Annotated in this window: 9 protein-coding genes; 4 read left to right on the top strand and 5 right to left on the bottom strand. The window is 65.4% G+C overall.

The genetic code is table 11. The annotated features are described in order from the left end of the window. Positions 1–31 precede the first annotated feature (31 nt). Entirely contained in the window at positions 32–4,714 is a 4,683-nt protein-coding gene (locus ABZ664_RS21990) for a LamG-like jellyroll fold domain-containing protein (RefSeq protein ID WP_362512738.1), read from the bottom strand. Between the two features lie 381 nt (positions 4,715–5,095). On the opposite strand from ABZ664_RS21990, the gene ABZ664_RS21985 reads away from it, so the two are divergent. Continuing rightward, on the top strand, positions 5,096–5,998 hold the full coding sequence (locus ABZ664_RS21985; RefSeq protein WP_362512735.1) for a hypothetical protein: 903 nt from the start codon (positions 5,096–5,098) through the stop codon (positions 5,996–5,998). Positions 5,999–6,454: 456 nt separating this feature from the next. Here the strand turns inward: ABZ664_RS21985 and ABZ664_RS21980 are convergent, their stop codons facing one another. Next, positions 6,455–7,702, bottom strand: a complete 1,248-nt coding sequence (locus ABZ664_RS21980; protein ID WP_362512732.1) for an FAD-dependent monooxygenase — start codon at positions 7,700–7,702, stop codon at positions 6,455–6,457. Positions 7,703–7,816: 114 nt separating this feature from the next. Between ABZ664_RS21980 and ABZ664_RS21975 the strand changes: the two genes are divergently transcribed. Then, positions 7,817–8,341, top strand: a complete 525-nt coding sequence (locus ABZ664_RS21975; RefSeq protein ID WP_362512729.1) for a TetR/AcrR family transcriptional regulator — start codon at positions 7,817–7,819, stop codon at positions 8,339–8,341. 210 nt (positions 8,342–8,551) lie between these two features. On the opposite strand, the gene ABZ664_RS21970 is transcribed toward ABZ664_RS21975, so the two are convergent. Beyond that, complete coding sequence (locus ABZ664_RS21970; protein WP_362512725.1) at positions 8,552–9,877, bottom strand: MFS transporter; 1,326 nt, start codon at positions 9,875–9,877, stop codon at positions 8,552–8,554. 67 nt (positions 9,878–9,944) lie between these two features. Between ABZ664_RS21970 and ABZ664_RS21965 the strand changes: the two genes are divergently transcribed. Both ABZ664_RS21965 and ABZ664_RS21960 read left to right on the top strand, forming a co-directional pair. Continuing rightward, on the top strand, positions 9,945–10,874 hold the full coding sequence (locus ABZ664_RS21965; protein ID WP_362512722.1) for a LysR family transcriptional regulator: 930 nt from the start codon (positions 9,945–9,947) through the stop codon (positions 10,872–10,874). Positions 10,875–11,298: 424 nt separating this feature from the next. Beyond that, positions 11,299–11,667, top strand: a complete 369-nt coding sequence (locus tag ABZ664_RS21960; RefSeq protein WP_362512719.1) for a hypothetical protein — start codon at positions 11,299–11,301, stop codon at positions 11,665–11,667. A gap of 1 nt (position 11,668) precedes the next feature. Here ABZ664_RS21960 and ABZ664_RS21955 read toward each other — a convergent pair whose 3' ends face one another. Further along, positions 11,669–11,809, bottom strand: coding sequence for a hypothetical protein (locus ABZ664_RS21955; protein ID WP_362512716.1), 141 nt, complete (start codon positions 11,807–11,809; stop codon positions 11,669–11,671). A gap of 6 nt (positions 11,810–11,815) precedes the next feature. Next, the gene (locus tag ABZ664_RS21950) at positions 11,816–12,400 is read right to left on the bottom strand and encodes a hypothetical protein (protein ID WP_362512713.1); all 585 of its coding nucleotides are present in this window, start codon (positions 12,398–12,400) and stop codon (positions 11,816–11,818) included. Between the last annotated feature and the right edge of the window lie 50 nt (positions 12,401–12,450).

Here is a 12,450-nt window from a genome sequence, read left to right as displayed (position 1 = left end):
GATCGGCAACCGGACAGGCCCCTTGGTAAGGCTACTGAATATCAACCCAGAACTGATCGTTGTTCAGGATTCGATTGTTTTGATACCAGGCGTTCATTACGGTTCCATGCATCTGATTCTCTTCGGATTCTACCGGCCAAACCGAGAAGTTGTGTGGAGGGGTGGCGCGTGCTGCGCCTTGTAGGGTCGATGCGAACGGGAACTCGTCGCAGTCGGTTCCCTCGGGCATCTTTATTTCATTCTTGCAGACGGCTTTGGCGGTAGTGCGAATTCCCGTCTTGGTCGGTTGGTATCCATTGCGATTCAGCAGATCCTCTTCCCTCCAACTTCCGCCTGGGATCTTCTTTGGCTGGGTTAGGTCCGGATAAGACTTTCCTCCTGGTATGGGATATGTCTTTGTTCCGGGAGTGAGTGCGCGTTTAATGTGGTCATACATGTTCGGGAATTGTATGACCTTTCCTTCCGATGTGATGGCGAAATCATTCCTGGTCATTGTGAATGACGGGACGGCTGCCCTCTGGACGCACCCACCGTAACCATACCAATCGATCTGAGGGGACGTGTCGCAGCGGAATGTTCCCGGTCCATAGATCGGCGTACTGGAAAGCGATCCGTCAAGTGGGTGTTTGACAACCACTGCATAATTAACTGTGCAGTCGCTTATCTGGTGATACCCTTCCCCTTGGTTTGCGGTGAAGAAATCACTTCTGTGCCATTCGGGTCGCGAGCCTGCGTTTTTCCATTGGGATACAGGGTAGTACTCGTTCATTCCAGTTGAGGAGTTGTGGGAGCAGTCGTTACTTCTCTTCGAGCTCCAGCGGGTGGTGAAGGCAAATTGGGGATTCTTGTCGCCCTCGATCTTGTCGATGGAGATGTACTTGTGGACCTTGAATTCGCGCTTTTCTCGCGTCCCTTGAAGGTATGTAAGCTGGCGCCCCCACACCCTGCCGATTCTCGTAGGCCAGAGGGGGATGCTTACATCCCAGATGACTATCTGGAAGCCGGAGGATGCGCAGTAGGAATAGGGGCTTGTTGTAAGCGATGAGTCACCGATAATCGCCACATTGTAACAATCTTGGAACTTTAGCGTCGGCGTGCTGGCCCTCGTCCCGCTGGGGAGTTGTCGCTTGACGACCACCGGGTCAGGGGCTGCCGCCACGGCGGCGGTTCGGAGCCCTGCCTCGGAGGTGTCGACGATGAGGTCATGCCAGTCGCTCCAGGTGCCCTCGCTGCCTGCGTTGGCGACGCGGGCTCGCCAACGCACCTCTTGAGCGGCCTGCAGACGCCCCTTGGGGACCTGCAGCGTCACCCGGGAATCGCCGGGCTTCGCGGAGGCCTGACCTGACCAGATCAGTCGCTTACCCTTGGAGGCCCCACCCGACTTGGCGAGCTTGTGTGCCACTTCAACTTCCACCTTCGCCTCGCCCTTACGCCCAGCGGGGAGCCAGGTGGTCAGGTGAGGTGTGAGCGCGGAAGCGGTGGTAACGCCATCCACAGAGTGGCTGTCGTTCACCGCCAGTTTCTCGATCGCGGGAGCAGAATCAGCAGCAGCGTTCGTGCGCAGCTGCTGCGCTGCCACACTCGCCACCGCGGCGCCGATGGGGGTGTTCATGTCGGTTTGGATCTGGGCGGTGGTCTGGGTGCGGTTGTAGACGCGGACTTCGTCGATCAGGCCGCTGAAGTACTCACCCCAGGAGGTGTTGCCGCCGATTCGTAGCGCGCCGCCGTCGTCGATGACCGGGCCGGTCAGCGAGGACTGAGCGACCTGGGCGCCGTTGACGTACAGCCTGACCGTGCTGCCGCCATAGGTGACCGCCAGATGGCTCCACTGATTCAGCGGTAGCGGGCTCTCGCCCGCAAACCCGCCGCCGTCGTCGCTGGTCTGCAACCAGCCCGCGGGCGTGACGCCGTTGGAGGCGTACAGGCCGTAGGAGCCGCCTTCGGCGTGCTCCTTCATGATCACTGTGCGCCAGGAATCTATCGCCGTGGGCCGCACCCATGCCGAGAGGGTGAGCGCGTTCGTCAGGCGTAGCGACGCGGCATGTTGGACGGTGACCCAGCTGGAGGAGCCGTTGAACGACAACGCCTTGCCGTACCTGCCGTTCGTCCAGGTGGTGTCACGGGCGGCCCCGGTGTTGTTCTGGCCGGAGGAGTCGCTGACGTTCGTGCCCGTGCCCTCTTCCATGGCGTAGGCCGCTACCAGCCCCGGCACCGGAGTCGGCGTGGGCGTCGGAGTGGGGGTGGGGGTGGGATCGGGATTCGGTGTGGTGGAACCGATGGGGGTGTTCATGTCGGTTTGGATCTGGGCAGTGGTCTGGGCGCGGTTGTAGACGCGTACCTCGTCGATCAGGCCGTTGAAGTACTCGCCCCAGACGGCGTTGCCGCCGATCCGCAGTGGGCTGCCGTCGTCGTGGAGGCTGCCGCTCAGAGCGGCCTGGGCGGCCTGCTGGCCGTTGACGAACAACCGCAGAGCAGCGCCGTCGTAGGTGAGCGCCAGATGACTCCAGGTGTTTATCGACAATGGCGAGATTCCGTTGGCCGTTGACGAGTCATTCGGACTGGTTTGCACCCAGCCGGAGGGAAGCGCACTGCCATTGCCGGCGTACAGGCTGTAGGAGGCCCCATCGGCGGCCAGCTCCTTTGTCACCAGGCTGCTCCAGCCGGTCACCGTGGTCGGCCGCACCCATGCCGAGAGCGTCATCCCGGTCGTCAGGCGTAGCGACGCGGCGTGCTGGACGGTGACCCAACTGGAGGAGCCGTTGAACGACAACGCCTTGCCATACTTGCCGTTCGCCCAGCTGGTGCTCCTTCCCGTACCAGGGTTGTTCTGTCCGGATGAGTCGGCCACATTCGTGCCCGAGCCCTCATTCATTCCATAGGAGGCCACCAACCCCGGTATCGGGGCTGGTGTGTCCGCGCCTGTCGTGAACGACCAGGTGTAGGGCGCCATGATGTTGCCCGAAGCATCCTTGGCGTTACGGACCTCCACACGGTACGCGGTCTGGGCGGTGAGTCGGGATGCCGGGGTGAAGGTCCATTCGACGTTGTCGTTGCCGGCTTCCGTCGCTCCCTGTACGGGCGCATCAGCCGGATCCTTGACCGTGAGTTGCACCTCGGACACCGTCTCGCTGAACGTCACTCTCACTGCGGTGTTCGCTGACACGTTCGTGGCGTCCCGGCCAGGCTCGGTTCCGGTCACGGTGGGTGCGTCGTTGTCGGGTCCACCAGTGGTGAAAAACCACGAGTGCACCGTCATCTGATTGCCGGCGTAGTCCTTGGCCCCGCTGACTTCAGCGGTGTAGCCGGTCGCGGCGGTCAAGGGTGCGCTCGTCGTGAAGGTCAGCGTCATGTCCGCCGCGTCCATGGCCGCGGTTCCGGCTACTTCGGCGCCTTGCGTGTCCTTCAGCACAATCTGGGCATCGGTCACTGGTTCGTCGAACACCACCTTGACCACGCTGCCGACTGGAGCGCTGCTCTGCCCGTTCGAGGGAGTGGTGCTCGAGACCTTCGGTGGTGTGGTGTCTTCGACAGGCAGGGGATTGGGGTCGGGCAGCGGTTCATCCGATGGTGGATCATCGTCGCCGTGGAGGCCGTCCACCAGTTCCTGATCAGTAAGGTCATCCGGATAGTGCGCGTCCAGAAGGCGGGTCTTGGCCGACCTGCCTTTCGCTATCGCCTCGGCCATCGCCTCCTCCGGCGACAGGGCTTTCGGCGGGGGAAGCTGATCGTGATAGACGTTGCCTGACTCCACCCATGCCTTGTCTTCTTCATACGTGGTATCAGGTGGCGTGGGGCCGTCATAAGAGCGGGGCACCACGAGATACTTCGGGGGTGCCGGGGTGTACTGGACAAAGAGGACAGGGCCGCGAGGATAGCCTGAGCCCCAGTAGCCGTACTCCGAGGAGCGGTACCAGCGGTAGTTGGTGATGTCGTCCTCGCTGACGGCGCTGAGGCGGACACCGTAGTCCTTGGCACCGTCCATCCAACCCTGGACCATCTCCTCGATGGAGTAGTACAGCTCGCCTTCACCGCGGGTGCAGTCGATGTCGTAGGCGCCCTTGTTGGCCTCGGACGCCTGGCTGGTCACTGCGGGCTGGTTGTTCCAGGTCATCGTGTTGATGTTCCAGTCTGTGATGACCGGACGGGCGATGATCCCGGAGTTGATCTCCGAGGCGCAACTGTTGGACTCGTGGTTCCATAGCCGCAGGTCGGCATTTTCGACTGTGCCGCCCACGAGCGGGGTGTCGGCGATGTTGAAGCGGATGTAGGCTCGCCAGGTCACGGTGCCGCTGTTGGACTTGCCGGCGATGATCCGGTCCAGGCTCTGGTTGCTGGAGCTGCTGGGGTAGCTGTGGCTGACCATGGTGTCGCCGTCCAGGCCGGTGCCGGTCCAGGTGTCCGAAGCCGCCGCCAACGTGACGGGATAGGTGACCGCGGGGTCGGCGAGGAACTGGGCATCCGGGGAGATCACCAGGGCTTCGCCGGTGCCGCTCCGCTCGGTGGTCATGGCCGCCGAGCCCACCAGGCCCTTTTCGGGATCGCTGACCGCGGCCGCGTCCATCATGTGTGCCGCGGTGATGTCGACGAGTTCCTTGCCGCCCTTGTCGGACAGCAGGGCCAGGTCGCCGGAGGCGTCCTGGCCGTAGTGCATGCCCTTGGGCAGGTCCACGGGGATACGGATTTTCAGCTTGTCGGCGGGCCGTTCGCGGATCACGACGTCTTGCCGGAACCCGGTCGGGGTGACGGTGACGACCAGATCGGCCCTTGCCGTAGACCGACGGGTAGGTGGCGGTGTTGTCGACCAGGATCGGCTTGGGCAGCTTGTCGGTGGAGGCGACTGCGGCCTTGCCCTTTTCGTTCTTGATCTTCACTAGGGCGGTGTCGCCGCCCGCCGACAGGGTCACATCACCCTTGATGGCCTTGGGCCTGATGGCACCGTCTTCTTCGACCAGTCGAGTGTCGATCGACTGCCAGGCCCCATCCTTCTGCACCCTGATCGGGGTCGAGTGCACCTCGGCGTGGAAAGTCTTGCTACGACCGTTCGCAGGTCAACGCCGTCGCGAACTTCTGCTTCCTCACCCAGGACACCAACCTCATGATCGGGAAGCGTTCCCCCCAGGAGTACTTCGCGGAGGCGGAGGAGAAGCACCCCGGTGTGCTCGCCTCGCAGTGGATCCCGTCCGACCCCAACCTGTGGCGGGTCGAGCGCTACCCCGACTTCCTCGCCGCCCGGCGTGAGCTGCTCGCGCAGGCCGTGCAGTCCTTCCTCACCGAACTCCGCGACGGAGCCTCCGCGGTGGCCGCCGCCGAGCTGCGGCCGGTGACGATGGTCGCGGACGAGCAGGACGACGTCCGGTCGGCACAGGTCAAGGCGATGGCCGAGGAACTGGTGCGGCTGGGGTGCGCGGAACCGGCCCTGGACAGTGAGATCGCCGACCCCGTCACCGGCCGCGCGCTCGCCGTCGCCGAGGCGTTCTGGCCGGACGGGCTACAGGCGGGGCAGGGGCGCCCGGTGGTCCTGGAGCTCGACCCGGACGTCGCGGATCTGCCCCGGCTGGAAGAGCTCGGGTATGAGGTGTTCACCTCGGTCGATGCCCTGCTCGGCTACGTCACCCGTCGCAACGAGAGCGCCTCCGGGACCTCTGGAGGCCCTGCGGTCTCGGCGTCCCCCGCTGCCGGGGACGAGCCAAAGGCCGGGACGGAGGCGGGCACCGAGTTCAACGAGGCGATGCGCTCCGTCTACGACAGGGCCCGCGCCGAGGCGAACTACCACGCGACGTACTTCCTGAGCATGCTCGCCGAGCACGGCAGCCTCGCCACGGCCCGCAAGTTGCTGCACGCCCCGGCGGTGTCCGACGGCTTCGCCGCCCTCTGGGAGCGCGGCCGTCTCGCCCTGACCGTCGAGGCACTGGTCGTCCAACCGCGCTTCGCCGACCTCTTCACCCCGGCCGAGATCGAGATCGCCCGTCACCGCCTCGGCCAGTTCGGTTACCAGTGATCCCTGCATGTGCTGAATCAGAGCAACGTCGGACCGGGGTACTCGGTACATACTCTCGCGGAGCTGTTCGGCTCCCGAGACGACGCGCTCGGTGCCGCCGGCCCGGTTGATCCCCGTCAGGGATCCAACCGGGCCGATCAGCACCGAGTTCTTGGCTGATCCGGCGCGGAGTCCACAAGAGCGTGCAGGCTCTGGAGACTGACATCCGCAGATGGAGCAGCCAGTGGAACGAGGACCCCAAGCCGTTCGTGTGAAAGAAGAGCGCGGAAGAGATCCTCGATTCCCTCGTCCGGTACTGCCGATGAATTTCAGGCGCAGGATACTGGCTGGCCAGACGGATGTCGTTCGGCAACAGCTCATCGGGTAGACCCTGCCGGAGGTTGCCCGGCGGGAACGAAGCGACGGGCCGCCTGGCGTCACCAATGCTCCATCCGGCCATCAACCGTCCTGAGAAGGTCAGAGGTCAGGCGCTGTGGCGCTCTTCGCAGCGGGTTCCTGCGGATAGTGCTTCAGCGTGACCTCGTCGTGCAGTCGTGTGCCCTTGCCGCCGAAGCCGGCCAGAGTGCGGGTGATCGGCGTGGGGACATGGCTGATCAGCCGCGCTCCCTGGATCAGGCCCCACAGGCCCAGGCGGGTGTCGGGGATGAGCCGTTTGGCGGCGCCGACCGCGTAGGTGCGGCTGCGCCGTACATAGTCGCCGATCTCCCGTTCGTAGGCCGGGAACGCCCGGGTGTGGTCGCCGCGGGCCTCGGCCAGCTCGCCGGCCAGGACGTAGGCGCCCACGACGGCCAGGCTGGTGCTGCCGCCGACCGCGGGGCCCGGGCAGTAGCCGGCGTCGCCGACCAGGCTCACCCGCCCCCGGGACCAGGTGTCCATGCGCAGTTGGGTGATCGAGTCGAAGTAGAACGTCGAGGCACGGTCCAGCTCCTCGCCGAGCAGGCGGGGCACCTCCCAGCCAAGCCCGGCGAAGTGCCGGCGCAGCAGCTCCTTCTGCCGGTCGACGTCCCGGTGGTGGTAGTCGAGCTCGGCGGCGGGGCGGAACAGGAAGACCGCGCGGGCGTCGTCCATGTGCGCCCCGCCGTACACGCCCACCATTCTGTTCACGCCCGTGATCCCGTCCATGCGGTCGCGCAGGCCCAGATAGTTGGGTATCGACATGACCGCCAGGTAGGCCCCGATCCAGGTGGAGAAGCGCGACTCCGGACCGAAGGTCAGGCGCCGGACGTTGGAGTGCAGTCCATCGGCCCCGATCACCAGGTCGAACCTGCGGGCGGGGCCTCGCTCGAAGGTGACGTCGAGGCCGTCGGCGTCCTCGGTCATGGCGGCGATGGAATCGCCGAAAAGATATTCCACGTCGTGCCGGGTGGCGTCGTAGAGGATCTCCCCCAGGTCGTCCCGCATGATCTCGACATGCCGGTCGGACACGATGCGCATCAGCTTGCCGACTTCCAGTTCGTGCGGCCGGTCGCTGTTTTCCGAGCGGAACGAGAGCCACTCGGTGCCGGTCTTCCTGGCCTGGACCGGCTTGGTCAGGCCCATCCTGTCGATGATGTCCATCGCCGGACGGAACAGGTCGACCGCGTGTCCGCCCGCTTTGCGCAGTGCGGGAGCCCGCTCGACCACGGTGACGGTGAAGCCGTAACTGTTGAGCCAGTAGGCCAGAACGGGGCCGGCGATGCTGGCACCGGATATGAGGATCCGCATACGCCATTTCCCTACTTAACGGAAGGTAAGGTGGTTACTTAACGATAGGTAAGCAGAATTCGGGGCGGAACGCAAGGTATTACTTAACGATAGGTAAGCGATACTCTTGGTTCCATGGCGAGGGCTTCGGACACCAAGATGCGCATCCAGGCGGTGGCCCGCGAGCTCTTCCTGGAGCAGGGTGTGCAGAACACCAGCCTGAAGCAGATCTCCGATCGGCTCGGCATCACCAAACCGGCCCTCTACTACCACTTCGAGTCGAGGGACGACCTGGTCAGAAGTATCATCCAGCCGCTCATAGACGAGCTGGATACATTCGCGACCGAGCGTGAGCCCGGAGACGAGCGGCGGCTGCTCGAAGACTACTTCGAGCTCATCTGGCGGCATCGGGAGGTGTTCATGGTGATCCTGAACACGCCTGTCATGCTGGTCGAGCTCGATCTGATGGACCGGATGTGGGCGTGGCGCAAGCGGCTGACCACGCTCCTGCTCGGCCCCACCCCCTCCACCGCCGCACAGATCCACGCGACCGTGGCGCTCGGCGGCATATCGGACTGCGTGATGGAACACGCTGACCTTCCGTTCGACGAGGTCAAGACCGCCGCCGTGGAAGCCGCGCTGACCGTCCTCGCCATCTGAACCGGTGAGGGTCCTGCTGGGGCGGCCGAGTCATGCCTTCCGCGCGCACCGCTGAGCCGCCGGTCTCGTTACCGTGCTCAGGCCCGCCTTGCCGACCCTGACCGCGATCGGAGGCCGACACGACACCGTGGGAGAACTCGTACCGGCCGAAGGGCGATGGCGGGGATATCCGCCCGGATGTTCGCCGACCCCATGGTGCGAAGCCGGGTTTCACGAACCGGTCGTCCCGCTCCTGCCCGAGCTGCCGGCGGTGGCCGCGCTGACCAGGGCGAGTGCCGCTCCCACCCACATCACCGCGGAGATCGAGACGCTGTCCACGATCCGGCCGCCGGCGAACGAACCGAGCGCGATGGAGACGTTGAAGGCGCCGACGAAGAGCGCCGTGCCCATCTCGCCGCCGCCCGATCGCATGATCCAGAGCTGCAGGGTCACCCCCACCCCGCCGTAGCCCAGGCCCCACACCATGAGCACGACCAGAGGGAGGCCGATCAGGGGCAGCACCGCCATGGCGAGTGTCATCAGCAAAGTCAGCGTGATCAGGACCGGCTTGGGACTCCGCGCCGCCCATGCGCCCGCCACGAAGTTACCGGCCACGCCCGCGGCACCGTACAGGAGGAGGGCGGTGCCGACGAGGGCGGGGCCGGCGTGCGAGACCTGCTCCAGGAACGGCCGGACGTAGGTGTAGGCCGCGAAGTGGCCGGACACGATCAGGACGGTCAGGACGAGGGCGATCCTGAGCGGGCCGGAGAGCCACGTGAACCGCCCCTCCGACGCGCGAACTTCGGTGGTCGACGGTTCGGACGCGAGGGCCGAGGGCTCGGTGGGCGATGCTTCGGACGTGCGGACCGGAGTTTCCGTGGGCGATGCTTTGGACGCGCGAGCCGAGGTCCCGGGGGACGACCGCTTCGACGCACGGGGCCTGGGTTCACCGGGCAGGGACGGCAAGGTGGTGGCCAGCAGCGTGAGCAGGACCAGAGCCAGCATCCCCATGGCGACGAACGCGGCCCGCCACCCCGCGAACGACGAGACGAACGTCGCCACGGGCACCCCAACCACCGACGCCACCGACACCCCGGCCAGGATGATCGACGTGGCCCGCCCGACTGACCCCTCGGGCACCAGTCGCAGGCCGAGCCCGGCTGCGAAGGCCCAGAATCCGCCGATGCTCACCCCGGTCAGCACCCGGGCGGCCAGCATGACGGGGTAGTTCGGCGCGAACGCGCCGACCAGGTTGGCCACCGCGAGCAGTGCCATCAACCCCAGTAGCGTGACGCGCCGGTCGAGCCGTCGGGTGGTGATCGCCAGCAGGGGCGCGGAGACGGCGGCGACCAGCCCTGGCACCGACATCATCAGCCCTGCGGTCCCGTCGGAGACACCGAGGGTGACGGCGATCGAGGTGAGGAGGCCAACAGGCAGCATCTCGCTGGTCACGATGGTGAAGGTGCCCAGCGCGACCGAGGAGACGGCGAGCCAGCGCGCCCGAGGGACGGCGGAAACATCGGTCATGGTCATGTCGGCCAGCTTTCTGCCGGCCACCGGCAGGAACAATGGCGAAGATCGAAGGCTTGGTTTAGGTGAGCTAAGCGATCAGGTAGAGGCGGGCATGGAATTCAGGGAGCTGGAGTGCTTCGTCGTGCTCAGCGAGGAGCTGCACTTCGCGCGTACGGCCGAACGTCTCTACCTGTCACCCGGCAGGGTGAGCCAACTCGTGCACTCGCTGGAGGTCAGGCTCGGCGGCCGGCTCTTCCACCGGACCAGCAGGCGTGTGCGTCTCACGTCCCTGGGCGAACGTTTCCTGGCCGACCTGCGCCCTTCCTACGACGGCATCGCGAACGCGGTCGGCCGGGCCAAGGCGGCGGCTCGCGAGGTGACAGGCGTGATCAGGCTCGGCTTCCTGGCCACCCCCACGGACGTCGTCACCGGCAGCGTTCGTGCCTTCGAGGACCGCTACCCGGGGTGCGAGACGGAGTTGGTGGAGATCCCGCTCTCCGACCCCTTCGGCAAGTTGCGGGCCGGGCAGGTGGACATCACGTTCACGCTGCTGCCGGTGGACGAGCCCGATCTGGCGACCGGTGAAGGACTGAACCGGGTCTCGTACCAGCTCGGCGTCTCCTCACGCCACCCGTTGGCCACTCGTACGAGCATCGACGCGGAGGAACTGGCCGGCGTATCCCTGATCGGCCTGGACGGCCCGGCTCCACGCACGTGGCGCGAGCGGGTGGCGCCGCCCGCGACGCCCTCCGGCCGCCCCATTCCCCTGGCCGGTACGGTGTCCACCAGCCAGGAAGGGCTCACCCAGGTGGCGCTCAACCGGGGCGGCATGTTGTTCTGCACCCCCACGGCGGCTCACCACAGGCGCCCGGACGTCAGCTTCGTCCCCGTCATGGGGTTGCCTCCCTCGATCCTCGGCCTGGCCTGGGTGAAGGCGGCGGAGACGGCGGCGACCCGGGCGTTCACCGAGGCGGCTGCCGGGCACGCGCTCGGAACGGCGGCCTTGAAGGAGTGTCGAGACGGACCTTCGTCACCGTCCTGATCGGTGATTCGTCCATCTCGTTGAAATCTCCGTCTTCGAGCCCGCCCCAGCCGGTTTTCTTCGACAGGGCCAGGGCGCTCAGGTGGATGGCTCTGGAGTCGGACACCGGAGTCCGTCACCTGGTTCTCGACCACCGTCAGAACGCGCAGAACGCGGCGGATCGGCGAGTTCTGAGCGGACCGGCAGGGCGGACCACCCCGATTCGCCTTGGAGCATCGGCACCACCTCCGGTCCCCGGTGCGGTTTCTGCCTGGTCTCCCGCTGATGCTCGGACTCCGGCCCGCACCGGTGAACGGTCTCGTGGTCGACCCTCGTACCGGGGAGATCCCGGCTACCTCCGGGCACGTGCGGCCCGAAAACGGGTAGCTCTGGCCTCCGTCTCGCCGTCTCGTACGTCCACCCGACGTCTGGATAGGATGGGCCGATGTCCTGGACGCTCGAAACTCCGGGTGGCGAGTCGCTTGACGTCAACGCGTGGAACTGGCGACCGACTCTGGAACTACTGGAGAGATCCGGCCTCCTCGACGCCGACACGACCGAAATGCTGGGTTACAACATCGCCGTGGAACTGACCGGCGAGCAGGCCCAGCGGATCGCCACGTTCTTGGACCTCTACCTGGCGGCCGCTCCCGCCGAAGGCCGCGTCCTCCTGGACGGATCGATCATCACGGAACCCGACACCTACGAGTTCCACCGCGACGACCTCGGACGCAACTATTCCGCGACGGTCGCGTGGCTGACTCGCTTCCGTGATTTCTGCCGCACCGCGACGGACGGGTTCACCGCCTACTGAATCAGTTGATTTGGCCGATCAGCGTCAGGACGGCGCCGATGCTCTCCTCGACACCGAGCAGATCTTCATACCAAGCCGCGCGGAAGCCGAAATCCTCGTTGTCGGGGTCGTATTCATCGGGGGAGATCGCAGAGGTCCACATTGTCCGTCATGCGGATGGCGGGGATCCGTTGGGCGAGCTTTTTTGCCCAAGTTCTGGGGATGGCTCTCGCCACAGGATGAACACTGCAATGGTGCCGATGGTGACTGTAAAGGACAGGATATAAAGGATGGTCATGGCTACTCCCTGGGGCGCCAGGGCGAAACTTGCTCCGATCGCGATCATCGAAGTTACCGGGAAGATCGCACGCAAACCCCAGTAGGCGAACCGCCCGCGCGGTAGAGGGTGGTCTTGGACGTAGTGCTCCCAGCCCATATTCTCCCGGCCGACGCGATCTTCGATTCCGGTCCGGAGATAGGCCGCGATGCGGGTGATCAGGTGGGCTTTGAAGAGCCAGATGATCCCCAGGGCAAGCGACAGCAGTGGGTAGATCAGGATGATGGCTGCATTGCGGACTTGAAAGCCCGCCGACAACACCGCGCCGAAGGACACCGTCGCCACAGCGGTGGTCTGAAATTGCAGCGATGTGAGGCCGACGATCTCTGAGCGCAAGGAGGTGTATTCGGCTGCCTTGAGCTGGGTGGCTTCCCATTGTGGCGAGATCGGCCCTGTCGTGGGCAGTGATCCCGCCACCTGTGTGATGCCTGACTGGGGGGCCGTGGATGCCTGTCGACCTAGTCGCT

Origin of the sequence: Streptosporangium sp. NPDC006930, from assembly GCF_040635605.1 — a bacterium.
In the GTDB taxonomy this organism is placed as follows: domain Bacteria; phylum Actinomycetota; class Actinomycetes; order Streptosporangiales; family Streptosporangiaceae; genus Streptosporangium.
The sequence above is the reverse complement of the archived record's forward strand: the minus strand, read 5'-3'. Positions and strand labels throughout refer to the sequence as shown.